We start from the raw sequence: 26,551 nt of genomic DNA on the forward strand, positions 1-26,551 counted from the left end.
AGAGATAGGGTAGTCTATACAATGTCTAGCTTATACCCAGAAGCCAAAAGGCCCAGCAATACCAGCCCCAGTACGATACGGTAGTAGCCAAATACTTTAAAACCATACTTGGTCAGAAAGGAAATGAAAAACTTAATGGCCATCATGGCTACCACAAAGGCTACCAGGTTTCCGATCAATAAGGTTTGAATATCGGATGCTTGAATGGTATCGTAGGTCTTCAAAAGTTTGTAACCCCCTGCAGCTGCCATGGTAGGAACCGCAAGAAAGAAGGAAAATTCTGCAGCTTGTTTCCGTGATAATCCTTGTATCATACCACCAATGATAGTAGACGCCGACCTGGATACACCGGGTATCATGGCTATGCATTGAAATAGGCCAATTTTCAATGCTTCAAAATAGCTGATTTCTCTGTCCTCAGCATCTTCATTAGCAATGCGATCGATAAATACGAGTATGATACCCCCTACCAATAAAGATACGGCTACCACGACCACGCTTTCCAACATCGCATCGATCAGATCGTTGAGCAAAAAGCCAAAAAAGGCTGCCGGTAAGAAAGCAATAAAGAGTTTGAAATAAAATTGTGTACTCTGAAAAAATCGTTTCCAATAAAGTACGATCACCGACAGTATGGCCCCAAACTGAATGTTCACGGTAAACATTTTGGTAAACTCCAAATGACTGATCCCCATAAATGATGAGGCGATAATCATATGTCCGGTGGAAGAGACTGGTAAAAATTCTGTGATTCCTTCTATGATAGCCAGGATAATTGCTTGCCAGATTGTCATGCCTTAGGTTTACGTAAAATAGCCCAAAATTCGATTACAAAGCCCAAAATGGTAATTAGAGGCCCTACCGTTAATCCTAAGATGCCAAAGCCAAATTCTTCAGTGTCCAGGGTCATGATCAGGAATCCACCCAATATGATGGCGATGCCCACCAGCATAGTAGTATAGTTGCTTGCCGCAAAGGGCATTTGCTCTTTAGCTGGACGGAAGCTGTTCTCTGTTTTTCGAAATTCCATGTAATACGTTAGTTAATAATTTATACAATTAATAAAGTTGGTCAAGGGACATTTTCAAATACCGGTTCAAGGACTGATAGGTACTGGCAAGACCGATTAATAGACCCAGAATGACCACTACCCCGACCAAGATGATCAGTTTGTCGTACTCCTGTAATACTGCCAATCCTTCAATATTCTTCACAGCAAGTTGTTGCAAGAAAATAAGAAGGGCAGAAGCGACTATTCCACCGACCAAACCTTGCATGGCTCCGCGCATTAGATAGGGGCGTTGAATGAATCCGTCAGTGGCACCAACCAGTTGCATACTCCTTATTAGAAAGCGTTGAGAGTAAATGGCCAACTTAATAGTATTATTTACTAGCAAGACAATAATTACCAGCATAATCAGAGCAAAACTGGCAAGCACCGTATAAATCTTGGTAACGTTCCTGTTGATATTATCTGCTAAATCTTCCTGATAGACCACTTCATAAACCCCTGAAATAGTTTCCAAATCCTTTTTGATGGCCTGAAGTTTAACCTCTTCAAAAAAGTCTTCTCCAATTTTTATCCTGTAACTATCTCTCAACGGGTTTTCTCCCAGCAGGGTGGTAAAATCTTCTTTGGTCCCTTCAATAAATTCCTTGGCGGCCTCCTCTTTAGAAACAAAAGAAATAGCTTGCGTATCGGATCCTTTGAGTACATACGCCTTCGGTTGTATCTGGGCCAGTATAGAGTCCTGGCCTGGCTTGGATACATCCTTATCAATAAATACCCGTACTTCAATATTTTCCCGGATAATGGAAACCAGTTTTTTGGACTGAACAACGAGAAGACCACAAAATCCTATCAGGAATAAGGCAGCACTTAAACTCATCACAATCATGGCGTTAGGATAACTGCCAATTTTCTTTTTCTTAGGCATATAGCAAGTAATTTCAGTCGGTCCGAAACGCAACCTGCAGAATCGAATGAGACAAAAGTAGTATTTAATCGGCACTCTGGCCATTTATATAGGCCGCCTTAACTATTTTTAACGGTTGACCCTTATTTTAATTGCGGCTCCCCATTTCATCTCTAATTTTTGCAGCTTTTTCATAGTCCTCATGAAGCAATGCTTCATCTAATAATTTTTGTAAGGCATCGAATGACATGTCCCGAAGTTTCTCCTGCTTTTTGGGAGCATCTACATTTTCGATGATTTCTTCATCATCATCGGACTCCTCCTCCAGGTCAGTGTTGGCTACCAGTCCAGCTTCCGACATAATGGATTCCGTGGTGTAAATGGGTATATCGAAACGTAAGCCAATAGCGATGGCATCGGAAGGGCGGGCATCGACTTCCACTTCTCTTACTTTGTCGGTACAGATTATTTTTGCATAAAAAATACCTTCCCTAAGTTCCGAAATGAATATCTCCTTGAGCGTATAGTTCATACCATCGGCAAAAGACTTAAACAAATCGTGCGTCATAGGTCGATTGGGGACGATATTTTCTATCTGAACGGCAATAGCCTGGGCCTCGAATACGCCAATTATGATTGGTAGTCGACGGTTTCCCATTTCTTCTCCTAATACTAAAGCGAAGGAGCCTGCCTGCGACTGGCTGGGACTAAGACCCAATATTTCTAACTTAATCTTTTTCACGTGATATATAATTTGTTAGCCTTCAGGATTTCAGGCCTTTCTTTTATTGCTAATCTGATTTATCGGGCTTCTCAGTCCCAAACCTCAAGTCATTCCTATGCCTCACAGGTTTGATTGGTATAGATGGATCCCAATCTGACGCAAAAATAAATAACCTGCCCTGCATAAAAAAATGCAAAACAGGTTATCTCCGGGAAGTAATACAATTAATGTTACTACAATCGTTTTAAATGGCTCAAATTCTTCTTATTAGCTGGCGCCAAATGGTCTGAACTAATTTCGAAATGAAAATCTATCGATTTTTAATTGCTTCTGTAAGTTTCGGAAGAATTTCGAATACATCACCAACAATACCATAATCTGCAGCCTTGAAGAAAGGTGCTTCAGGATCTTTGTTGATAACCACAATACATTTGGATCCATTTACTCCTGCCAGATGCTGAATGGCTCCCGAGATTCCACAGGCAATATACAAATTGGGTGCTACCTTAATTCCGGTTTGACCGATATGTTCATGATGAGGTCTCCAGTCTAAATCAGAAACTGGCTTCGAGCATCCTGTGGCTGCCCCCAGGGCGGAGGCCAGTTCCAGTAGGGGTTGCCAATGTTCGGGTCCTTTCATACCCCGTCCCCCGGACACTATTATGTCTGCATCGGTGAGCAGGATGTCGCCTGTTGCCTTTTCAGTGTCTTGAACGGTGGCTTTAAAGTCTTTATCATTTAATGTTGGCGAAAAGGTCTCTACGACTGCGGTGTCGGTAGTAGGAGTCACTTCGATAGTATTTTTATTTACGACCAATATCTTGATCTTCGAGGTAATCCTGGTGTCGGAAAAGGCTTTCCCGGTAAAGATGCTCCGTTGGACTGTAAGGCCATCACCATCAAAGCTGGGAAGTGCAGTTACACCCGATACGATTCCAGCCTTTAATTTTGCAGCGGCACGGGCGGCAACCGCATCTGCCAGTCCGGATTTGGCGAGAATAATCAGTTCACTAGATTCCTGCTGAATTACCTCGGCCAATATGCTGGCATATGCCATGCTATTATCATGCTCTAATTTGGAGTCAGCAGCATGTAGTACCCTGGAGGCTCCGAAGTTTCCTGCTTTTTCCGCCTCAGAGGGGTCTATATCACCCATGACGAGTGCGGTAACCTCGCCACCTTGCGCATTAGCTACCGCTTTAGCATAAGCAATAGCTTCCTGAGCATTTTTCTTTATCGCCTTGTTTTCTGTTTCTATAAATACGAGAATAGACATGATGTCGGTATTTTTAATTTTCAAATAAATTGGATCGGGATCTGTACCTTAAAGTACTTTTGCCTCGGTCTGTAATAAATTCACCAGACTGGCCACATCATCGGAGCTTATCATCTTACAAGCCCCTTTGGGTGCAGGCAAACTGAAACCGGTTGGCTCGGTATGACTCTTTGCATCGGTCGGCTCTACAACAGTTAATGGCTTGGACCTTGCCGTCATGATACCGCGCATATTGGGAATTTTCCATTCAGCGATTGGCTCCTGACAACCCAGTACTAAGGGGAGGTCGCAAGTGAGTAACTCCTTTCCCCCTTCTATTTCCCGGGTAATCGAAGCTGTACTTCCATTAATTTCAAGTTTCATAACAGGAGAATAGGAGGGTATATCTAGCATTTCTCCTACGAGTCCATGAACGACCCCACTGTTATAATCCAGGCTTTCCCGTCCCATTAAAATGAGATCATACTGACCTTCTTTGGCGATGGCAGCAATCTGCTCAGCGGTGCTGTAGGAATCTATAGGTTCCATATTGATTCGGATAGCATCGTCGGCTCCGATGGCTAAGGCTTTCCTTATCTGGGGTTCAGCATCTGCCAGGCCGACGTGGAGCACCGTTAGGGTTCCTCCACTCTGATCTCTTAGTTCAACCCCACGAGCCAGAGCATAATCGTCATAGGGACCTATAATATGAGGAAGGCCTGCCTTGTTAATGGATTTTTGATCATCGCTGAGTGATATTTTAGCTGTCGTGTCGGGTACGTTGGTGATACAAACTAATATTTTCATGTTTCTTTTCGATTCTAAATTGATTTTTCTAAGGCTATCTTTGTGATGCAATATACAGAAAATCTGAAATAGTATGCAAGCATAATAAGTAGTTATGGAAAATTCATTATTAGATAATTTATTGGCATTTTACCGGGAAGACCCTGAAGATCCTTTTAATATTTATGCTCTGGCATTAGAATACTTAAAGTCTGACCTGCATCAGGCAGCTCAACTCTTTGATCGTCTGTTAATAGAGTTTCCCGACTATCTGCCTACCTATTATCATGCTGCGGCCTTGCAGGTAGAAATGGATAAAATTGATAGGGCAGAGGAGGTTTATGAAGCGGGAATTGCTATGGCCCAAAAACAGGGGAACGGTAAAGCAAAACAGGAATTGGTGAATGCCTATCGTTCATTTCTGGATGAACTGGAGGATTAGAGGGGCTAAGGATAATTTGGTTTTCTCCTGTATTTGCGCTAATTTTACGCATAATTGTCGGCGAGCATTTCAATTGACTCTTTTAGAGTAGCATTACATTTCCTCTTGAATTTTTAAAAGCGAATCGTAGTATATCAAGATCTTCAGAAAATGGGGATCATATTTTTATAATGTTTATGGAAAAAGATAATTTTATACCTCTGGCGGTAAAATGGGCCCAGGCACATGGTTTTAAGGAAATACAGGCCAATATGGAAGGCTATGATACTCCTACGGCTTATGAGCGTGCGGCGGATAACGAGAAATTTATTCCAGACGTAACTGGGGTAAATATGTTTAACAGACATTATCTGGAGGTTTCTTTGAAAACCGATCAGCCCCGAGGAAGTGTTTCCAAATGGAAGCTTCTTAGTGAACTGGCAGGTATGAAGGGTGCTAAACTATATTTACTGGCTCCCAAAGGCCATGTGCGCTTCACCAAAGAACTGGTTTTGCAATATAATATTCCTGCTGAAGTTGTGAAAATAGACTAAGGCTGTGGTTGGTAATAACCTCGTGTGGCTATTACCAACCATTTTTATTTTTTAAGAACGATTAGCTGCTTTTCCTCGACCATTTGTACGAGGTTTTTTTATGTCTAAAAGTAGGTGCTCAGTGTGTGGCCTGGCCTATTCCTTCTTCAACATTTTCAGTAACCAATTATTCATCTGATCCCTTTCTTCCGGATAAGTCCAGTGGCCGGTATCCTGGTAGAGGGAAAGTTCTTTTGCTGCAGTAATCATGTTATAGGCAGCATACATGGACGTAGGAGGGCAAGTTTCATCGTTAAAGCCCCACATATAATGGCCGGGAATTTTTATTCGGCGAGCAAAATTCACTACGTCATAATACGGGATTGTTTTTAACTTCTGTTGATAGTTATTATGGTCTAGATTGGAATCGCTGAAGTAATGAGGCCAGCCTCCGGCTCGTCCGTGTAGGTATCCCGTAACATCACTAAGCGCCGGATAAAATGCCCCAAGCCACTTCACCCGAGTGTCCAATCCTGCCGTAATTATGGATAAAGCGCCTCCCTGACTTCCGCCGGTAACGGCCAGATTCTTCCCGTCGTATTGCGGCAGACCAGTTAAAAAATCGTTAGCTCTTATGCATCCCAGATACACTCTCTTATAGTAGAAACGGTCGCGGCTGTCCATGTCGAAATTCCAGTATCCGGACAGGGCACCAAAACGTAGATCATTATATAATCCTGCATCCATGGTGACAGGAATGCCATGAATACCTATCTCCAAAGTGATGATACCCTTTTCGGCCATATCTATCTGACCATAATAAGGGCGCACTCCTGCTCCAGGAACCCTGAGGAGGGCAGGGTACTTGCCTTCTTTTTTAGGTATGGCTAATATCCCGTAGATCCGCGAGTCTTTCGAGGTATTTTGTAGGTTAACATGATAAACATTCACTGTCTCTGTACAACGCTCGGGAAGTAGGGTCATACGTGCATCAATAGGCACTTTTGCCAATTCCTTTCTGGCCTGGTCCCAAAAAGTATCAAAGTCAGCAGGATTATCAACGGTAGGTTGAATCTTTTCTGGTTCAAATCCCGCCGTGGCGATTCCTCGATATCGCTTGCCATCGATATTTATGGTTACAATGCAACGGAGAAAACCGGGCTTTTTCAGAGTACCCGCATCAATAGTGCCTTGACCATTTTTAAGGACCTTTTTTTCAGACATCGTCGCGGGCATTTTTTCTGGCCCAACTTCATAACTGATCTCAGCGTTAGGTACTAAATTGCCGTAATGATGAACTTGAACATTAAACTGAACCTTCTGACCCGTCTGGTAGGTCCAGTCGGGTCGATCGGGAGACACAACTATTTCGTAAGGAGTTTGGGTGGGTTGGGCGTTAATCTGCAGGCAATACAGAGAAACTAACAATAATAAGATTAGTTGGCGAATTTTACTCATTTTTCAATTAATAAACGTGTGAAAATATAGGCTTCAGGGCCTGTTCTAGCTTAAGAAGGCTAAATTTGACTAATTTTACTTTTTAGTAAGCTAATCAGGATTTTAAGGAAGACTAATTGTTATGGCCGAGTTAAAACGTATCAATAAATTTATAAGTGAAACGGGCATTTGTTCCCGACGCGAAGCCGACAAATTGGTGGAGGCAGGGAAGGTAAGCCTGAATGGCCGAATCGCTGTACTGGGCGATAAGGCTGGGACGGAAGATATCGTTTTAGTAAATGGAAAACTTCTAAAGCCGAAAAAAACTCCAGTCTATATCGCTTTTCATAAGCCAGTAGGAATTACTTGTACTACGGAAAGAGATATTAAAGGAAATATAATAGACTATATCAATCATCCCGAGCGAATTTTTCCTATAGGCCGGTTAGATAAGCCTTCCGAAGGACTTATTTTCCTTACTAATGACGGCGACATTGTAAATAAAATTCTCAGAGCGGGGAACAATCATGAAAAAGAATATCAGGTAACGGTTCATAAGCCTATTGACTCGACTTTCGTTAACAAGATGTCAGCGGGTATCCCCATCCTGGACACTGTAACAAAAAAATGTATGGTTCGTAAGGATGGACCTTTTACTTTTACCATCGTACTGACCCAAGGTTTAAACCGCCAGATAAGACGTATGTGCGAATATCTAGGCTATAGGGTTACCCGATTGAAGCGGGTACGCATCATGGATGTTACCATCGAAGGTATTTCTGAAGGCAAATGGAGAAACCTGACCTCAGCGGAATTAGGAGCCATAGAGGAGGCAGTTGCTAAAAGTGTAAAAACGGAAGAAGGCTCCATGCTACAGGAATGGGATAATGAATAAGCTCATAAATAGTGAAGGATACTCATCCACTTACTTTTTGGGTTGAAATGATATTGAAATTCGGGAATATATGGATCAGTTCGTTAATTTGTAGGTTACTACCTGGTATCGGGCCCTTGAGGGCTTTTACAAATTAATATTCCTAAACCATGCTTAAAAAAGTTTTTACTACCGCATTGCTCGCCATATCCGGATTGGGCGCTTATAGTCAACAGCTTCCCATTTGGCAGAAAAATTTTGATCAACAAAAGCCCGTAGATTGGCAATTACAATCACAGGGGAATGCAGCCAAAATTTATTCAGATCATGATGGACAGGATTTGATCCTCTATAATGGATTGGTAAAACGTAGTTTCCGGATTGTGCCAGATCTGGTATGTTTCGAATATAAAAATATGTCGAATGGACAGCAGCTTCTAAGGTCTGTCACCCCCGAAGCGCTCATTACACTAAATGGCCGTGAATATCCTGTAGGAGGACTTGAGGGGCAAAAGGAAAAGGCCTATTTGTTAAATTCCTGGCTAAAGGATATGAGCAGGTATGATAGCGCTTTTCATTTTTTTGATTATCAGATAAAAGATTTGGATCCCATCATAGACTGGAAACCCAAAATGTGGACTCCAAAGACGGGTATCCGTCAGGCTAAAGGCAAGGAGTTGGTTTTCCTATTCAAAAGCAAGCTTTCGCAACTGGAAGGAATTAATATCAAGGTCCATTATGCACTTTACGACGGTATTCCCTTACTCAGTAAATGGGTGACTGTTACCAACGGTTCCGGGAAGGAGGTGGTTGTCGATCAAATAATGAACGAAGTGCTAGCCATTGTAGAAGAGGAAAGTGCTGTAGATGGCAGTCATGCGGCTATGAAAACCCCGAATGGCTTGTATATAGAGAACAACTTTGCCTTCAACAATTCCATGCGGGCGCATCTCAGTGACCAGGCTACACATTGGCTGCCCGATAGTAGCTATACTTCGCAGGTGCATTATAATTTTCAAACACCAGCACTATTGAAAGTCTTTCCCCCGAAAGGGTATGGGATGACTCTTTCAGGTGGACAGGCCCTCACATCTATACGCACCTTCGAACTCTTACAAGATAGTTATGATCGTGAGCGTAAGGGGATGGCCCTGAAGAAAATGTATAGAACTCTGGCACCCTGGGTTGCCACCAATCCTATCTTTATGCATCTGGTAAGCAAGAATGATCAGGAGGTCTATACGGCCATTGATCAGTGTGCCGACACAGGCTACGAAGCCCTGATACTAAGCTTTGGAAGCCATTGTAATATGGAAGATACGTCGGCTCAAAATATAGCTAAATGGAAGTCAATTGCAGATTATGCCCATAAAAAGAATGTTTATATAGGCAGCTATAGCTTATTTAGTTCCCGTAAAATTGGGCCTGAAACCGATGTGATAGATCCTGAAACCGGATTGCCTGGAGGGGCATATTTTGGTAATGCACCCTGTATGGCAAGTGCCTGGGGATTAAATTATATCGAAAATCTAAAGAAATTTATGATTTCAACTGGTTTCGATATTTTTGAAAATGATGGCCCATATCCTGGTGATGTCTGTGCTTCGCAGGCCCACCCAGGGCATCGAGGACTTGCCGATTCTCAATGGAAGCAAATGCAATTACAAAAAGGTCTGTACCGCTGGTGCAATGAAAATGGTATATATGTCAATGCGCCAGACTGGTACTTCCTGGACGGAACCAACAAAATTGCCTTGGGATATCGGGAGGTTAACTTCTCCCTATCCCGGGATCAGCAGAAGATATTGAACCGGCAAAATATCTATGACGCCATGTGGACCGAGACGCCCTCGATGGCTTGGGGGTTTGTTCCTTTGACAAAATATCAAGGAGGAGGTCCTGAAGCCATTTTGGAGCCTTTATCGGATCATTTAGACGCCTACGAGCAATTGATGATGCAATATTATGGCTCTGGCATACAGGCATGTTATAGGGGCCCCCGACTATATGATACTGAAAAGACTAAAGATAAAGTCATTGAAGTAATTACTTGGTACAAAAAATATAGAGATATACTTAATTCGGATATCATACACCTGAGACGTGCTGATGGTCGAGACTGGGATGGAATACTACACGTAAATCCAGAAACACCTCAAAAGGGGCTAGCCATGCTTTATAATCCTACTGATCAGGAAATTGTCCGGGAAATTGATTTACCATTATATTTTACAGGTAAACATCAAACTGTGCTGGTAAGGGAGAAGGAAGGGGCATCCCGGAGCTATAAAGTTGGTCGGGATTATGCCATATCGGTTCCGCTAAGGATACCTGCCAATGGATATACTTGGTTGGTTCTGGAATAAACCCATTGGTGCTAGTGTAAAGAGCAGGGGAATTTTCCTGGACTGCAAGAAATATTGATGTCTTCCGATTCTTGTATGAATTTTTGGTTTTACCCAATAGATTAACTCCCATAGGCTGGGAAATATGGTGATCCATCAGTTTTCTTAAGGCACGATTTTTATTCACTTTAAGGAGTAGTAAGATATAAAAAGGAAAATAATTTCAAAATTTCTTAATGATATTCATATGAATCTGAGCCACCAACCAGTCCCGGGAGTTACCCCTCCCGAAGCCCCTGACGAAAATCCTCTCCTTCCGGATATTCCAGAAGCTCCTCAGCCCGGTATTCCGGAAGAAAATCCCCCATTGGAAGATCCTGTACTTCCTCCTTATGAGCCTACGCCAGAACGACCACCTGTGGAGCCGGATACACCGGAACTAGACCCCGCCACAAGTCCCCGCTAGAAAGCATCCTTGGGGAAATGTTTTATAAATTAATTAAATAATGATACAAGACCAGCTAGTACAGGATAGCTGGTCTTTTTTGTGCTGTTATATTGCTCTTGCATAATTTATACTATTATTATTCAGGAGCTGATCCCTTGTTACTCCTATTTTTTTGAAAAATACTTCAAAAAAATAGGTTAAGATTCTTCAAATGGACGCTCCTTTAGGAAATGAACGGCAGAACATGGCGCAACGGTTGGCTTACGAAGAAGCACAAAATTTATGGCAAGAGTATAAAGATGGCGATATCACTGCCTTAGGGAAGATTATGGAAGGGTATTATTCCGACCTGTTCAATTGGGGATTGCGTTTTAATGCCGATCGAGAGATGATAAAGGACTGTATTCAAGAAACCTTTTTGACTTTGTGGAAAAAGCAGGAAACCATAAGAACCGTGGAAAATGTTCGCGCTTATCTCATGGTTATGATCAAGAGGAGGGTATTGTCCGAAAAAAATAAGCAACAAGGGGATGTGGCTATAGATAGGATAGAGGGTTATGAATTTTTAGTAGAGTTCGCCCCCGATCTAAGGTTAATAGAAGAGGAACATGAGGTATATCAAATAAAAAAACTATCTCATCATATTAATCGCCTGCCCAATCGGCAAAAGGAAGTGATTTATCTGCGCTTCTATCAGAATCAGAATTTCGAACAAATTGCCGAGACCATGCAACTAGGAAGGCAGTCGGTTTATAATCTATTCCATAAATCTCTGAAAAGTCTTCGGGAAAACTGGGCCTACGGCACCCTGCTACTTCTGCTCTGGTGGTGCTAAGGAGTATGGCATCGTCTTAAAAGTGAAAGTAGCCAAATTACATTATCATAAGGTCATGAAAAAATACGAGAAATATGGAGTGGAGGACTTTATTCAGGACGAAGAATTCCGGAGTTGGGTATTGGGCAGCAGTCAATATGAGCTACTATGGTTCAATTTCATACGGAATTATCCTGAAAAGAGAGAGGAATTAGAAGAAGCAGAACGGTGGATTCGTGCCAGCCGAGTCTCAGAGGCACCCATTTCTAAACAAGAGATAAGAAGTGAAGTACAGCGATTTCTGAACAGGGCACAGGATGGAGTATCGCATTTCAATGAGGTTGGCAGAAATGAGTCTGTGTTGATCAAGACGAATGAAAAGCCGAGTCACATATGGTTCCATGCAGCGGCGGCAAGCCTGATTATACTGACAGGATTAATAATTGGAAACCACTATTACCGCATGCCTTCCCCGGCTAAGGTAAACAACCTGGTAGAGACCTTTAATCATACGGGAAAACCCCTTCCCATTTTCCTTGCCGACAGCAGTGTAGTAGTCTTAAGTGCAAATAGTGCCTTGCGCTATCCGTCACGGTTTACCGATTCTGCACGGATCGTATATCTAAAAGGGGAGGCTAGCTTCTCTGTTGCGCATCAGGGACAGCCTTTTTTAGTGTTTTCCGGAGAAATGATCACTAGGGTATTGGGAACCAAATTTGTGGTCAATGCTTTCGAAAATCATAAAAAATATACGGTTCAGGTATTGTCAGGGAAAGTATCTGTTTATCAGGGCAAAGAAGGGGGGCGGAATCCTGATCTGGCCTCTAAGGGGTTAATATTAACGGCCAATCAGGCTGCAATTTACGAAAGGCAGGATCAGCAGCTGTTTAAAACGATAATTGCAGATCCCCAAGCATTGGATGAGCGACTAAAGCTAAAGGACCGAACCTATGACGAGGTGCCATTGCCCAAATTATTTGAGGACCTCGAAGCCTTATATGGAATTACTATTTTATTCGATACGGCTGCATTTAGAAAATGTCGTATTACTGCAACTTTGTCTACCGAGCCTTTATTTGAACAATTAAAGGCGGTATGTAAAACTGTTTCGGCTACTTACGAAATAGTTGATGGGCAGATCGTAATCAATGGAAAAGGATGTTAAAGATATTTTTTTTACCAACTAAACCCGTAGCCTTATGAAAGTTGTTTAGCAGCATAATATCGGCAGCAGACTAGCTACTGCCGACCGGTCGATGGAAGTAGTGTACGCTCGCCAAAGTTATCACTACTACCGATAGTTCCTTCAAGAAACGTTAACCAAATCCAAACATATGAAAAAAATAGCGTTCAGGCAATTTTGGACAATACTTATGAAATTTACATTTACACAAGGATTGGTGATGCTCCTACTAATGAGTGCTTCCTATGCTCATGATAGTAAAGCACAGGAATATCTAAACAGGCGGTTATCGCTCAATGTGGAGAATGTTGAGATCAAATCGGTGTTAGCAGAAATTGAGAAAGCCACAGAAGTGCGATTCGTTTATAGTTCTCAAGTGATCAATAAAGCGCAGAGGATCACGCTGAAGCAAAACCAAGTCAGTCTGGCAAGTTTACTGGACAAGCTTTTTGAGCCCTTACAAGTTCGTTATGAGCTTATGGGGCGAAAGGTCATATTAACCAAAGGGTCTGATCGTGAAGCTCCTGAGATGGAAGGTGCGACGGGAGCCCTACTGCGACTAATAAAAGGTCGTGTGTTAGATGAATCAGGAATCCCTTTACCAGGTGTAAGTGTGGTAGTGAAGGGAAGTACTCTAGGCACCAGTACGGATGTTGAGGGGCGGTTCGAATTAGAACTTCCCACAGATGCATCTGTGCTTGTCTTTAGTTTCGTAGGTTTCAGGAGTGAAGAGGTTGCCTTAGGAAAAGCAAGCGAATTGGACATCATGCTGCGAGTAGAAAATAAGGCATTGAATGAAGTTGTGGTAGTAGGTTACGGAACGCAACGTGCGAAAGATCTGACCGGAGCAGTAGCTACACTCCACCAGGAAGTAGTCAAAGACTTACCCGTCTCAAGTCTCGATCAGAAGATGATTGGCCAGGTTGCAGGAGTTCAAATACAACAGGTTTCCGGGGCTCCTGGAAGTGGAACCTCCGTACGCATCAGAGGTAGCGGCTCATTAGGTGCAGGTAATGAGCCTTTATATGTAGTGGATGGCATGCCGTACTCGGCGGGCCTCAACCAAAATCTTAATCCTTTGATGCTTATCAATCCCAATGATATTGAGTCTATATCTATACTAAAAGATGCGTCTTCTACGGCCATTTATGGATCCAGAGGATCCAATGGCGTGGTGCTGATTACTACAAAAAAAGGGTCATTCAATAAGACACAAATTTCATTTTCAGCGATGTCTGGCGTACAGACAGTACCCCAACGTGGCCGACCTGATTTAATGAACCAGCGTCAGTTTGCGGAGTTACAAAGAAACAAAATCGATATTGCGGTGTTCCGCTCAGAGAAGAGAGCGGCAACAGAGAACGATTACCCTGTGGAGTATCGTAATCTGGACAATCTGAATGGTTCGGGGACGGACTGGTACGACCTGATACTGCAGAGTGCTCCTATTCATGATTATAATGTCAATGTACAAAAAGGTGGAGAGGATTCGCGGATGAACTTTAGTATGGGCTATTTCAAGCAAGATGGGGTGTTGAAACACACTGGTGTTGAGCGTATTACCAGTAAGGTAAGTATGGAGACTACGTTGAAGGACAAATTTACAATTGGGGGGACGCTTCAGCCTACTTACATCAAGCAAAACAGAACCAATACCAATTCCAATAGGGAGGATGTGATCGGGATAGCCAATTGGGCCAATCCGACCATGTCACCATATGACGCCAATGGGCAGCTGATTCCCTATATCCGGTCACCACAGAGCAAATATCACTCGGCATGGAGTTTTGCCAATCCACTTTTTGTCCTGCAGGAGTCGAAACAAATTCAGGAACAGTTCCAAAACCTGGGAGTTGCATTCATCCAGTGGGACATACTACCGGGCTTGGTCGCCAAGTCCTCTTTAAATACGATCTGGTCCACGTCAAAATATTTCCAGTTTACGCCCAGCACCGTAGGTGGGTCCAACCGCCCTCCGGTTGCGGGTACGGGACAGGCAAGTAGCAATAACGGGACGAGCTTCAATTGGTTGATAGAGAATACGCTAACTTATAACAAGAATTTTGGCGATCATCGAATCAATGCCTTATTGGGCTATACCGCACAGAAAAGCACGAGTGGAGCGGTTAATATCGATGCCGGCCCCTATTCCAATGATCTGGTTCAAACTATTAATGCTGCTCAAGGCATTACCAATTGGGATCAAAATATTAATGAATGGAGTATCATTTCTTATCTGGGTAGACTCAACTATGGTTTCCAGGATAAGTATTTATTGACCGCAACGCTTCGGTCAGATGGATCCTCCAGATTTGGCTCACAAAACCGTTTTGCGTATTTCCCATCGGTAGCAGGAGCATGGAGGTTGTCGGAGGAAGAATTTCTTAAGAATAACAGCGCAATTAAAGATTTGAAACTGCGTGCCAGTTTTGGAACCAGTGGCAATAATAATATAGGCAACTACTCACACCTGGCTCAGATTCATCAGGGTTCCTATGCCTTTAATAATACCCAGGTAGCCGCTGCCTATGTAGGTTTGCCTAATCCTTATCTGACTTGGGAGGAATCCAGCCAGATCGATGCCGGGTTAGATTTGGAGTTATTTCAGAATAATCTTTCCTTGACCCTGGATTTCTATAGTCGAAAGAGTAAAAACATGCTTTTGAATGACGTGATACCGGCCATCACCGGGTTCAGCAATCAGATTGTCAACAAGGGGAATGTTCGAAATCGTGGTGTAGAGTTAACCCTGGGTGCAAGCCCCATTTCCGGTCCTTTTAACTGGGATGTAAATTTAAATGTGGCCATAAACCGAAATAAGGTTCTTTCATTAAATGATAATAGTGATCGAATACTCTCAGGATCTAATGACGGGAATCCAACCCATGTGAGTGTGGTTGGCAAGCCTATCGGGCAATTTTTTGGGTTTGAACTGGAGGGTGTATATACGGCTGCTGATGTGGCAAATCCTGATATTATTAAAACAACCCAGGTGTATGAGGGAAATCCAAAGTACAAGGACGTTAATGGAGATGGGGTTGTCAACGACCTGTTAGACTACACCATTATCGGTAACCCTCATCCAAATTTCACTTTTGGTTTTACCAACAACTTTAGTTACAAACGGTTTAGTGTAGGGCTGATTGTTAACGGTCAGCAAGGGGGACAGGTGATGAACGGACTCCGTCAGACGGTTGATAATTTACAAGGATTCTTTAATGTTCGTCAGGCCTGGGTCAACAGATGGGTAAGCCCCGAGCAGCCAGGAGACGGGATGCATTCCGGCGTTCCTAAACTCACGCCAAGTTGGGGGCACCGGGTAAACAGTCTATGGGTAGAGGATGCCTCATTTATACGGATTGCCAATGTTTCCCTGGGATATACCCTTCCCGATGCTTGGGTGAAAAAATCTGGATTTATTAACGGATGCAGAATTTATGCCACTGTTCAAAATCTGGCCATGTTTACCGCCTACGAGGGAGCAAATCCTGAAGGACAGTCTCGCAACATTAATAATACCTTATCCCCGGGTTTCGATATGTCCTCTTATCCCCTGGCTCGTACTACCTCATTTGGTTTAAACCTTTCATTTTAAGCAAAACCTATATATCGATATGAAAAAAATAGCGATGATGTTTCTGGCTTTTATGGCCAGTTCATGCTCCGACTCATTTTTAGAATTATATCCTAAAGATGGATTGAGTGAAGGGAATTTTTATAACACTCAAGAATCCATTATACTATTGGCAAATGGTTGCTATCTACCCATGCGTGATTATGAAAAGTCCCAACACTGGGTATTAGCCGAGCTAATTTCCGATAATGGAAGTCATCAGAATAATGTAGTCACTGGTGAGGCCACCCGGGGCGTTATTGATCAATTTATTCTGGTTTCCGATAATGTTGCTTATTTACAATTTTGGCAATTGTCCTACAGCGGAATTACCCGATGTAATAAATTACTTGCAGAATTTGATAGGGAGGAGATTGTCTGGGAAAACAAAGCTATCAAACATCGGTCAGCCGGTGAAGCTTTATTTTTACGCGCCCTTTATTATTTTAATCTCGTTCGGCAGTTTGGAGGCGTGCCATTGGTAACCACCCCGTTGCCTTCTCAGGAAGCTGTAGGAATAAAACGTTCTACTGAAGCTCAGATATACGATCAAATTATTGCTGATTTAAAGGCCGCTGACCTGCAATTTCAACAAGCGGCCTCTGTAAAGGAAAATGGTAGAGCCAATCAGTGGGCTGCTAAGGGGTTGTTAGGTAAGGTTTACCTGACGCTCCGAGATTACCCCAAGGCGGAAGAGCAGCTATTAGCAGTAATTAATTCAGGCGCCCATCAGTTGCTTGGAAATTATGCCGATATTTTCAACCCGGCCAAAAAGGATTACACCGAAACATTATTCTCTATACAATATTCTGAGTCGAGCGCCGAAACGTCTAATCGGTTTATTTTCTGGTTTGCTCCTCATACTTCTGGAGGGCAGGTGACCAATAGGCCGAACATAAATATCATAGGGGCTGGTTGGAACCAACCTACTGCCGATTTGATAGAAGCCTTTGAGCCCGGTGATAAGAGAAAACCGGTTTCCATAGGTTTTTGGGAGGGACGCGACTGGGATAATCAGGTTCGGCCCATTGCCTATGTGAACAAATACAAGCCACCCATATCGGATCCTAATGATCGGAGCAGTGATAATTTGCCGGTATTACGCTATTCTGATATCTTGCTCATGTATGCCGAAGTTCTGAACCAGCAGGGCAAGGTAACAGAGGCAATCCCATTTGTTCAGGAGGTGCGCAATCGGGCTGGGCTTACTGCGGAGCTAACTGGACTCAGTCAGGCTGAACTGGAAAAACTAATAGCCAAGGAACGACAGGTTGAATTCTGTTTTGAAAATCAAAGGTGGTACGACCTTAAAAGAACTGGTAAAGCCGTAGAGGTGATGACCCGGCACGGACAGCGGGAACTACTGTTAAAGCCGTATTCTTATGAAGGTGCCTATGTGATTACCCCCAACAAACTATTGGCACCAATACCAGTCAATGAAGTTTCGGTGAATAAACTGACGCAAAATCCAGGCTACTAATTGCACTTTAGCCCCTGGAAAAATGCTCATTTCGGGGAGTTTTTTTAAATTAAATTTCATTAAATATGATCCATTTCAAAAGTAGAAGTTTATTCTGCTCATTATTACTTTTCTGTTCTGTACTGAACCTCCACGGGAAAGCAGCACCACCGAAACCCAATATTGTATATGTACTGGTAGATCAGTGGAGGGCGCAGGCCATGGGCTTCACAGGCGATAAAAATGCTTACACGCCTAACCTCGACCGCCTCGCCACGAGCAGTGTGGTGATTAAAAATGCAATTTCAGGAATGCCTGTTTGTTCTCCCCATAGAGCATCACTTCTCACAGGTCAGTATCCCCTCACGCATGGGGTATTTATGAATGACGTATTGCTTGGTACTGACTATATCACCTTGCCTAAAGTTTTCAATAAGGCGGGCTATGAAACAGGATATATAGGTAAGTGGCACCTGGACGGACATGGACGAAATTCTTATATTCCTCCTTTAAGACAACAAGGTTTTGGTTATTGGAAGGCCCTTGAATGTACCCATAATTATAATAACTCATATTATTATGCCGGATCGTCGGATAAGAAACTGAAGTGGGAAGGCTATGACGTTATAGCCCAAACTCAGGATGCCTGCTCCTATATAAGTACCCAGGCAAAAAAGCGTCAACCTTTTGTCCTGTTTATCTCTTTGGGAGCACCTCACGATCCTTACCAGACAGCGCCTGATAGATTTAAGGCCATGTTTGAAAATAAAGATCTGGAAATCAATCCCAATGTATCCCCTGCGCATAGAGAAAAGGTAATTCGGGACTTGAAGGGCTATTATGCCCATATGGCAGCTATTGACGAATCGGTAGGGGTATTATTGAAAAAAATAGACGAAAGCGGTATTGCAGAAAATACAATTTTTGTGTTTACCTCTGATCATGGTGATTTGCTTGGTGCCCATGGGTATTGGAACAAGCAGCAACCTTATGCTGAAAGTATTAAGGTTCCCTTCTTGCTGCGCTACCCAAAGGCATTCGGGGCGGAGGGGAAGACTTCAGAAATACTGTTGAACTCACCCGATATTATGCCTACCTTACTTGGATTAACAGGGATTGATATCCCCTCATCGGTAGAAGGGGTGGATTTTTCAGAGGTATTAAAAGGTAAGAAGAAGGATAAAAAAGACTATACTTTAATTTCCTGTGTGCAGCCTTTTGGTCAATGGGCCCGGCGCCAGGGCGGTAAGGAATACAGGGGAATCTTTACGGGGCAGTATACCTACACCCGCGACCTTAACGGACCGTGGCTGTTATTCGATAATGACCAAGATCCATTTCAACTCAATAATCTAATTGGAAAGCCTGAATACGCTTCCCTTCAAGCGGATCTGGAAAAGAGATTATCCCAAGAGTTGCTGGAGCGCGGAGATAAATTTCTACCTGGAATGGAGTATATCAAAAAATGGAACTATACGGTTGACGAAACAGAAACAGTACCTTATGTAAAAATGAATTATGAAGGTAAGCCTTTAAACGAAGAAAGCCGGGACAAATAGGTTTTTCGCTTCAAATGTCGTCATTTATAATAAACAATTAATATACTTCAATGAAATACGCAGGAAATGCCTTAGTGATGCTCCTGGCTGCATTTGGACTAGTCGTACTGGTAGCAGCCAGACATGAGCCTAAATACCCCCAAAATTTGGACAAGCCAAATATAATTTATTTGCTTACTGATGATCAACGTGCAGATGCGATGGGTGTTATGGGTAATTCCATTATCAAGACACCCCATCTGGATCGGCTGGCTAATGAGGGAATTCTATACCGAAACGCTTATGTCACAACTTCTATATGTTGTGTGAGCAGGGCCACTATGCTAAGCGGCCAGTATATGTCTCGCCATGGAATTAAGGACTTCTCTACCAGCTTTAGCAAAGAAGCATTTGACAATACTTACCCGATGTTGCTTAAGAATGCCGGCTATCAGGTAGGGTTTATCGGTAAATTTGGCGTAGGTGCTCCCAAAGATCAGCCGGCTTCAGCTTTTGACTTTTGGGCCTGTACCACCAAGTCCCAGCCAGATTATGAAATGAAGGATGAGAACGGTAATTATTTACACCATACCGATAAAGTAAGTAACGATATCCAGGATTTTCTTAAAACCACGGACAAAAAGAAGCCCTTTTGTCTTTCGGTAAGTTTTAAGGCACCACATGTCCAGGACAATGATCCTCGCCAATTTATTATACAACCTCGTTACAAATCTATGTATGCTGCTGATAGTATAGCAGAAACGGAAAAGATGGATCCGAAATATTGGAATGAATTTCCGGATTTTTTCAGAACCGAAAAGAATATTGCCAGGGAGCGCTGGCACTTACGCTTTGAAAATAATCGTATGTATCAGGAGAGTGTCCGGAATTATTATAGATTGATCAGTGGTGTTGATGAGGTTGTAGGAAAATTGGTTAGTTCTCTTGAAAAACAAGGAATGGCTGAAAATACTGTGATTATTTTTATGGGAGATAATGGCTTTTATTTAGGGGAATATGGACTAGCTGGTAAATGGTATGGTCATCAGGAGTCTATCCGGGTTCCTCTTATCATATATGACCCTAGAAACCGGCAGATACAGGGAAAGAAAAGCGACGAAATGGCGTTAAATATTGATATAGCACCTACAATTCTGGAAATGGCGGGTGTGAAAATACCTGCCAGCATGCAGGGAGTGGACCTGGTGAAAATGGTTAGTAAGAAGGGCAAGTCGCTTCGTAGACACGAATTTTTCTATGAACATACCTTCATGGGCGACCCAGGCATTCCTAAGTTGGAAGGTGTAGTACAGGATCGATATAAGTATATGAAGTTTATCGAACATGATTATGAGCAACTTTTCGACTTGCAAAAAGATCCTGATGAGCGTTATAATGCGGCAAATGATCAGGCTTATCAAAAGGTACTGGCTACCATGCGTGCCCGACACAAGCAGCTGAGTCAGGACATGAAATAATTTCGAAAACTACCGAAGATGGAAAAAAGGCCTATACCTTAATTGACTTGGTATAGGCCTTTTTTTGTTGTATTTACAATCGACTCAGGCTTCGTGCAATTAGTTCGGTCCATTCCGGTAGTTCTGGAATGCCAGGTTTCCTTTTACCAAAATACTGATTAAACAGGGTTCCAAACTTGTCAATAAGTTCTAGCCCGGTTACAATTCCAGCTTCGCTCGGTTTCCTGACCACCCAGGCTTCGGCAATAGCATCTTGTCGAAGGTGCAGGTTAAAGGTTGGATCCATAATATTAAGCCATGGACCCATTTCGAATATTTTATGGATGGGCCCGGTATGAATTTGAATACAATTGCTGTTAGACACGAATACCATAATGGGTACTTGCTGTTCACTGGCATTTTTGAATAGGGTATTAATGTCCGAAGGATTAATCCGGTAAGCATAGCCTTCAGGGGCGAGCCTCAGGGCCTGCTTACGGGTAAGACCATATTTATTTAAAAGAGTAAAAAAGTCATGGGTGTCTTTTAATGCGAGCCACTCCGACTGAAAAGCATGTTGATCGATTTCAGGAAGTATCTCTGGCTCTACTAATTTCTCGGGTGAGGTCTTAATGTTTGTTTCCAGCTCTTGTACAGAAGCGGTATAGCGGTTTATTAATTGATGGTACTGCTCAAGGTTACTGGATTCGGTCAGGTATATTTTGTGAGCAGCTTCGCCATAGCTGTTATAAAATTGTAGGCTACGCCGTCCTTTCTCTTCGACAGCAAAGCCGAAACGCCAATCGCCTAAAAACAGGCGAAGGTCAATGTCAGTCCCAAGAACCAGACCCACATGTCCCTTGAAGGAAATATTTTCATACACCCCTTTACGCTCATGGACGACATGATCGTTCCGGGTAAGGGCCATGACATGGCCCAAACTTCCAACTTCCTTAATAATATCACGAAAGTCACCAGCAAGAAGGGTAACTCCTTCTCCCAGGCCGGTGGCCAATAATTGGGCCTCCGAAGTACCCAGGTTATTTGCAGCATCTCGTATACGAATACTAGGATTTTCTATCTGATATTGAGACCATTTCTGTTTAAGTTCGGTTACTCCTGCTGTGCTCATAATAAATTGGAATTAATGTAAAATTGTAAATTCTTAGTTGCCCTGAGAAGCTATATTTTTAATCTGAGGGACGATCATAGCTTTATTCATATCCGGTTCCAGATGGACTACCCGCACGGGAAGACCAAAAACCTTCTCAATATTTTCTTCCGTCAGAATTTGCTGTGTTGGCCCAAAATCTTCTACTCTGCCATCCTTCAATAGAAGTATTTGATCGGTAAACTGGCTTGCCAAATTCAAATCATGGACTACGGCAATAACGCCTGCCCCCTTCTGTGACATCTCTCTTGCCAAAAGAAAGGTATCGTATTGATGCCGTAGATCCATGCCCGTAGTAGGTTCGTCAAGTAGTAAGAAGGCCTGGTTGACATCCCATATTTGTGCCAAAGCTCGAGCCAGTTGCACCCTTTGCTGTTCCCCCCCAGAAAGGGTAGGATACTGCCTCTCCGAAAGACCATCAACCTTTACTTTTTGCATTGCACTCCGAATGATGGACTGGTCCAACTGGCTGGGGTGGGAGGAATAATAGGGGTACCGTCCCATCCCTACAATTTCTTGAACAGTAAAGTCCAGATTTACAGCATTTTGTTGGGCCAGGACTGCCCTTTTTTGCGCTAAATCGGCACGCTTATATTTCCAAAGCTCCTGACCATGGAATGAAATCGAGCCGCTCGTTGGGCGATGTTCACCCGATAATAATTTTAATAATGTGGATTTCCCGGCACCATTGGCACCCAGGATTCCCCAGAAGCTACCCGGCTGAAATCTGGCATTGATCTGTTCTAGTAAGAGACGTTTCCCTCCTTTGGCTTTGAAAGACAGGTTTGTAACTTCCATCATCGCTGTTTAGTTTTTTGTTTCCAAAGTATATACATGAAAAAGGGAGCGCCGAGTAGCGCTGTAATAATTCCAATAGGAATTTCCGATGGAGCTGTCAGGGTTCTGGATAAGGTATCAGCCAAGGTAAGCACGATGGCGCCTCCCAGAGCCGAGGCCTTGAGCAAAGTCCGGTGGTCGGGCCCCAGGGTGTTTCGGACCATATGGGGAACTACTAACCCAATGAATCCAATGGTGCCCGCCACAGCCACGGAAGCACCTACACCTAAAGTGGCCAGCAGTATGACCATCCTACGCAAATGAGTTAGATTGACGCCTAAGGCTCTTGCCTGACTTTCACCCAAAACCAAAAGGTTCAGCGACTTACCCAGGAGGGGAAGTCCCAAAACTGATAACAAAATAAATGGAGCAACTGCAGCTACGGCAGTCCAGCTAGCTCCACCAAGGCTACCCAGGCTCCAGAAGGTGATACTCCGCAGCTGGTCGTCGCTGGCCAGGTAGGTCATAAGTCCTGTAAATGCGCCTACCAATGCGTTAATGGCGATGCCGATTAATAAAATAGTGGCCGCTCCGCCATTGCCCGTGATTGTAGAGAGCTGATAAACTAAGAAGGTGGTTAATGCAGCACCTGTGAAAGCGGCTAACGAGAGGGTATAAGCTCCACCATATTCGTTAACAATGCCTAGGAATCGAGCATTGAGCATGATGATTAGGACAGCAAAAAGAGATGCTCCGGAGGTTACTCCAATAAGTCCGGCATCTGCAACAGGATTCCGGAAAAGCCCTTGCAGAGCGGCACCAGATATGCCAAGTCCAGCACCTATCAATACAGAAAGCATTACACGGGGTAGTCTTATGATCCAGAAAATAACAGATTTTTGTTCCTCAATGATTTGTAATCCTTCATATCCCAGAGGTTCAGCGATAAGAGTAATAATTTCGGATATGGTAATATTAACTGCTCCAAGTCCGGCAGAGAAGGCCATTGTAATTAATAAGCATAGAAAAAGAACCCAAAGAACCATAGGGCCTTTTCGAAGAAAGCTGTAGTAATTAGCATGCTTAGTCAGCTTATTATCAGGGGGCATCAGGATACTCTCGTTCATGTTTTTACTCGATTTTTTGTGAAAGTTCCATGGCTGCCTGGCCCAACCTGGGGCCAAATCCGGTGAGTAGTTGCCCATCCATACTGACGATTTTTTTGTTTTTCCCCGCATTGGTAGCCGATACACCAGGAATTTTAAGCAGTCCTTCCGGTCCTTCAAGGCTCTGGAGGCCACTATCGAAAAGAACAAGGACGTCAGGATTAGCCATTACCAATGACTCGGCGGTTAATGGTTTGAAATCACTAAATCCTTGCACTGCATTCTGATGACCTGTTAAGGTAAATATTTCATCAAGGGAAGTTTCCTGCCCCGCTACCATTAATGTCCCGGTTCCTCTGGCGTAGATAAATAAAAGTTTTTTTGGCTTGGTTGGTTTCATGACGGTCTTTAAAGATTTTTCCAGTTCGGCAACCATTTTTTCCGCCTCTTTTGATTTCTTAAAATACCTTCCAACCGCTCTAATTAATGCGATAGTGCCTGCTTTAGTATACTGCTGTTTGAATGCCACTATCGCAATTCCACTGGCCCGTAACTGCTGAAGTACGTTCGCTGAAACGGGACTCTGATCAGAATAAATTAGCACGTTGGGACGGAGGGCCAGAATTCCCTCTGCATTGAAGCTTCTATTATGTCCTATTTTAGGAAGATTATGTAATGATTCGGGATAAGTGCTCGTCACGTCCACCCCTACCAACTCCCCGGCAAGGCCTAAACCTGCAACAATTTCGCTCAGTGTGCCATTACACGAAACTATTCGTGCTGCGTTTACCTCCACCGACCAGAATAGCAAGAGGCACACTAACAGGCTTCGGTGATATTTTATTGATTGCATAATTGTTTTTTGATTTAATAGTTTTGCTAAGGTGCAGGCCAATTAAAATTCTATGGTGACCTCTGATTTTTTACTTTGCCGTAGAATAAATACCGGAATCCGGTCACCGACTTCATGGGCTCCAAGTACCTCCATATAATCATATATGTTCTGGATATCCGTCGCACCCATCTGGATGATGATGTCTCCCGCCCGAATTCCAGCCTTATCGGCGGGGCGTCCCTTTGTAACTGCATCAATTTTTAGCCCCTTCTCACTAAAGCTATAATCAGGCATTACACCCAGGGTAACCTTGAACGATGTTCTGGTATTATTTTGGTGGGGATTTCCTGCTTCTGTATATACTAGGTCGTAGGATCCCTGGTCCAGACGATATAATAGCTTGGTAATAACCTGTAGGACCTTGGACTCGCCCCAGTAATTTATTTTTTCTATATCGTCGGAAATCTTATGGTAATCGCTATGGGTACCCGTAAAAAACTGCAATACGGGAATTCCCTTTAGATAGAACGAAGTATGATCGGAAGCGCCTATACCGGAAGAGTCAACTGTAAGCTTTACCTGCTCCTCTCGGACGATTTCCGGCAATAGTTTTCCCCAGGATGGACTGCTACCAAACCCCGAGACCATTAATCCCTTTTCCGGCAAATAGCGACCAATCATGTCCATATTGATCATTGCTTTTATATTGTCCAAGGCAATGGTTGGATTTTCGCAAAAATATTTGGAACCTAAAAGCCCTAACTCTTCTCCAGAAAAAGCAATGAAAAGGTAGTTGTATTTCTCTTTACGGCCATTTTTAGCTAATTCTTGGGCTAAAAGTAATAATCCTGCCGTTCCCGAAGCATTGTCATCGGCTCCATTATGAATTTGATTTTGACTTTCTGGCGTTAAGGAACTGCCCTGAAATCCCTTTCCTAAATGGTCGTAATGGGCACCTATTACCAAGGTTTTATTAGATCCATTATCTAATAGGCCCACCACATTACGACCTAATACTTTATGGGGGATAGATTCTATAGCGATTTTAGTTTCGAAGGTCTGAAAAAAAGAGCTACCCTCTCCTGCAGGCTTGAGTCCTGAGGCTAAAAAGGATGCGGCTATATAGTTGGCAGCTCTTATTTCACCTAAGGTGCCGGTTCCACGCCCTTCAAGATCTTCGGAAGCCAAATACGAAATATGTTTCCGGATACTCAGGCTATCGAAAGTTTGAGCCCGGGTATGAAGAGTACTCAGTAATAGTAGGAAAGTAAATAAAGTTTTCATGGAATGGGTATTTAAAAATGGCCTTGCCGATTGGCTAAGGAATATCTAAAGGTATAAAAGCCTGCGTCTTCGGTGGGAACCAACTCGGGCATTCCCCGATAATAGCTAAGAATTTGCAATTTAACATAATTCCCATCCGTAGTCTTGAGAAGGATGCTCCTTTCAGGGATTGGGAGAATGGCGTGTTTGCCCATGTCATATAGATACCAACCATTCCCTGATCCGGGAGCAATGACGGTTTTAGCCCTAGTATCCAGAAGATATCCATCCGTCGGAGCCACCGAAATGGAGTCAAACCATTGGTTTACGACCTGAACCATGACCTGTCTCGGTTTAGTCCTTAGGCTGTTCACCTTAACCGTCGTTTTACTGAATGCTATATCCCAGTCCTGGTTTTCTTCTACGAGTACACCAAGGTCTAAGTCGTAATACCGAAAGGAAGAACTACGGGCATCTATATCCTTGGCTATCTTTATGATGGGCGAGGAGGGTAGATTCTTTTGAATAAGTAACTCCCTTAATTGGAGGTTGGAAAAAAGGAAAACGATTAAACCATTAATTAGTAGGGTATTCAT

Annotated in this window: 24 protein-coding genes; 11 read left to right on the forward strand and 13 right to left on the reverse strand. The window is 43.2% G+C overall.

What is annotated here, in order from left to right; all coding sequences use genetic code 11:
• Positions 1-14 precede the first annotated feature (14 nt).
• The 6 genes from X939_RS0100880 to X939_RS0100905 form a co-directional block, all read right to left on the reverse strand.
• On the reverse strand, positions 15-794 hold the full coding sequence (locus tag X939_RS0100880) for an undecaprenyl-diphosphate phosphatase (RefSeq protein WP_025761355.1): 780 nt from the start codon (positions 792-794) through the stop codon (positions 15-17).
• Positions 791-1,030 carry a DUF3098 domain-containing protein gene (locus tag X939_RS21935; RefSeq protein ID WP_025761356.1) on the reverse strand — a complete coding sequence of 80 codons (240 nt, stop codon included), beginning with the start codon at positions 1,028-1,030 and terminating at the stop codon, positions 791-793. The genes X939_RS0100880 and X939_RS21935 overlap by 4 nt, the downstream gene beginning before the upstream one ends.
• Before the next feature lie 28 nt (positions 1,031-1,058).
• On the reverse strand, positions 1,059-1,937 hold the full coding sequence (locus X939_RS0100890; RefSeq protein ID WP_025761357.1) for a cell division protein FtsX: 879 nt from the start codon (positions 1,935-1,937) through the stop codon (positions 1,059-1,061).
• A gap of 127 nt (positions 1,938-2,064) precedes the next feature.
• A complete protein-coding gene (locus X939_RS0100895) occupies positions 2,065-2,658 on the reverse strand; it encodes a bifunctional nuclease family protein (protein WP_025761358.1) in 594 nt (197 codons plus the stop codon).
• A 292-nt stretch (positions 2,659-2,950) separates the two neighbouring features.
• Positions 2,951-3,916 carry an electron transfer flavoprotein subunit alpha/FixB family protein gene (locus tag X939_RS0100900; protein ID WP_025761359.1) on the reverse strand — a complete coding sequence of 322 codons (966 nt, stop codon included), beginning with the start codon at positions 3,914-3,916 and terminating at the stop codon, positions 2,951-2,953.
• Between the two features lie 48 nt (positions 3,917-3,964).
• Positions 3,965-4,702: an electron transfer flavoprotein subunit beta/FixA family protein gene (locus tag X939_RS0100905; RefSeq protein ID WP_025761360.1), complete on the reverse strand. Its 738-nt coding sequence runs from the start codon at positions 4,700-4,702 to the stop codon at positions 3,965-3,967.
• Between the two features lie 94 nt (positions 4,703-4,796).
• Between X939_RS0100905 and X939_RS0100910 the strand changes: the two genes are divergently transcribed.
• Positions 4,797-5,123, forward strand: a complete 327-nt coding sequence (locus X939_RS0100910; protein WP_025761361.1) for a tetratricopeptide repeat protein — start codon at positions 4,797-4,799, stop codon at positions 5,121-5,123.
• Positions 5,124-5,299: 176 nt separating this feature from the next.
• Positions 5,300-5,656 (forward strand): hypothetical protein, encoded by a 357-nt coding sequence (locus X939_RS0100915; protein ID WP_025761362.1) that lies wholly within the window; start codon positions 5,300-5,302, stop codon positions 5,654-5,656.
• Positions 5,657-5,791: 135 nt separating this feature from the next.
• Here X939_RS0100915 and X939_RS0100920 read toward each other — a convergent pair whose 3' ends face one another.
• Complete coding sequence (locus X939_RS0100920) at positions 5,792-7,093, reverse strand: acetylxylan esterase (RefSeq protein WP_025761363.1); 1,302 nt, start codon at positions 7,091-7,093, stop codon at positions 5,792-5,794.
• Positions 7,094-7,214: 121 nt separating this feature from the next.
• On the opposite strand from X939_RS0100920, the gene rluF reads away from it, so the two are divergent.
• The 9 genes from rluF to X939_RS0100965 all read left to right on the forward strand — a co-directional run bounded on the left by rluF (position 7,215) and on the right by X939_RS0100965 (position 20,824).
• Positions 7,215-7,967, forward strand: a complete 753-nt coding sequence (gene rluF / locus X939_RS0100925) for a 23S rRNA pseudouridine(2604) synthase RluF (RefSeq protein WP_025761364.1) — start codon at positions 7,215-7,217, stop codon at positions 7,965-7,967.
• A gap of 149 nt (positions 7,968-8,116) precedes the next feature.
• Positions 8,117-10,312, forward strand: coding sequence for a hypothetical protein (locus X939_RS0100930; RefSeq protein ID WP_025761366.1), 2,196 nt, complete (start codon positions 8,117-8,119; stop codon positions 10,310-10,312).
• Positions 10,313-10,538: 226 nt separating this feature from the next.
• Entirely contained in the window at positions 10,539-10,757 is a 219-nt protein-coding gene (locus tag X939_RS22860) for a hypothetical protein (protein ID WP_025761368.1), read from the forward strand.
• A gap of 193 nt (positions 10,758-10,950) precedes the next feature.
• Positions 10,951-11,574, forward strand: coding sequence for an RNA polymerase sigma factor (locus X939_RS0100940; protein WP_229235915.1), 624 nt, complete (start codon positions 10,951-10,953; stop codon positions 11,572-11,574).
• A gap of 55 nt (positions 11,575-11,629) precedes the next feature.
• A complete protein-coding gene (locus X939_RS0100945) occupies positions 11,630-12,718 on the forward strand; it encodes a FecR family protein (RefSeq protein WP_025761370.1) in 1,089 nt (362 codons plus the stop codon).
• A 208-nt stretch (positions 12,719-12,926) separates the two neighbouring features.
• The gene (locus tag X939_RS0100950; protein ID WP_025761371.1) at positions 12,927-16,331 is read left to right on the forward strand and encodes a TonB-dependent receptor; all 3,405 of its coding nucleotides are present in this window, start codon (positions 12,927-12,929) and stop codon (positions 16,329-16,331) included.
• A 19-nt stretch (positions 16,332-16,350) separates the two neighbouring features.
• Positions 16,351-17,829, forward strand: coding sequence for a RagB/SusD family nutrient uptake outer membrane protein (locus tag X939_RS0100955; protein WP_025761372.1), 1,479 nt, complete (start codon positions 16,351-16,353; stop codon positions 17,827-17,829).
• 65 nt (positions 17,830-17,894) lie between these two features.
• Positions 17,895-19,367: a sulfatase family protein gene (locus X939_RS0100960; RefSeq protein ID WP_025761373.1), complete on the forward strand. Its 1,473-nt coding sequence runs from the start codon at positions 17,895-17,897 to the stop codon at positions 19,365-19,367.
• Between the two features lie 50 nt (positions 19,368-19,417).
• Entirely contained in the window at positions 19,418-20,824 is a 1,407-nt protein-coding gene (locus tag X939_RS0100965) for a sulfatase family protein (protein WP_025761374.1), read from the forward strand.
• 73 nt (positions 20,825-20,897) lie between these two features.
• Here X939_RS0100965 and X939_RS0100970 read toward each other — a convergent pair whose 3' ends face one another.
• From X939_RS0100970 to X939_RS0100995, 6 genes are read right to left on the reverse strand one after another with little or no spacing between them, the layout of a single operon-like run.
• Positions 20,898-21,935 (reverse strand): hemin-degrading factor, encoded by a 1,038-nt coding sequence (locus X939_RS0100970; RefSeq protein WP_025761376.1) that lies wholly within the window; start codon positions 21,933-21,935, stop codon positions 20,898-20,900.
• A 33-nt stretch (positions 21,936-21,968) separates the two neighbouring features.
• The gene (locus tag X939_RS0100975; protein ID WP_025761377.1) at positions 21,969-22,775 is read right to left on the reverse strand and encodes a heme ABC transporter ATP-binding protein; all 807 of its coding nucleotides are present in this window, start codon (positions 22,773-22,775) and stop codon (positions 21,969-21,971) included.
• Positions 22,772-23,878: a FecCD family ABC transporter permease gene (locus tag X939_RS0100980; protein WP_025761378.1), complete on the reverse strand. Its 1,107-nt coding sequence runs from the start codon at positions 23,876-23,878 to the stop codon at positions 22,772-22,774. Before X939_RS0100980 ends, X939_RS0100975 begins: the two co-directional genes overlap by 4 nt.
• A 4-nt stretch (positions 23,879-23,882) precedes the next feature.
• Positions 23,883-24,710 carry a heme/hemin ABC transporter substrate-binding protein gene (locus tag X939_RS0100985; RefSeq protein ID WP_044198306.1) on the reverse strand — a complete coding sequence of 276 codons (828 nt, stop codon included), beginning with the start codon at positions 24,708-24,710 and terminating at the stop codon, positions 23,883-23,885.
• A 42-nt stretch (positions 24,711-24,752) separates the two neighbouring features.
• Positions 24,753-25,976, reverse strand: a complete 1,224-nt coding sequence (locus X939_RS0100990; protein ID WP_025761380.1) for a M20/M25/M40 family metallo-hydrolase — start codon at positions 25,974-25,976, stop codon at positions 24,753-24,755.
• Positions 25,977-25,987: 11 nt separating this feature from the next.
• The gene (locus X939_RS0100995; RefSeq protein ID WP_025761381.1) at positions 25,988-26,551 is read right to left on the reverse strand and encodes an HmuY family protein; all 564 of its coding nucleotides are present in this window, start codon (positions 26,549-26,551) and stop codon (positions 25,988-25,990) included.

Origin of the sequence: Dyadobacter tibetensis Y620-1, assembly GCF_000566685.1 — a bacterium.
In the GTDB taxonomy this organism is placed as follows: domain Bacteria; phylum Bacteroidota; class Bacteroidia; order Cytophagales; family Spirosomataceae; genus Dyadobacter; species Dyadobacter tibetensis.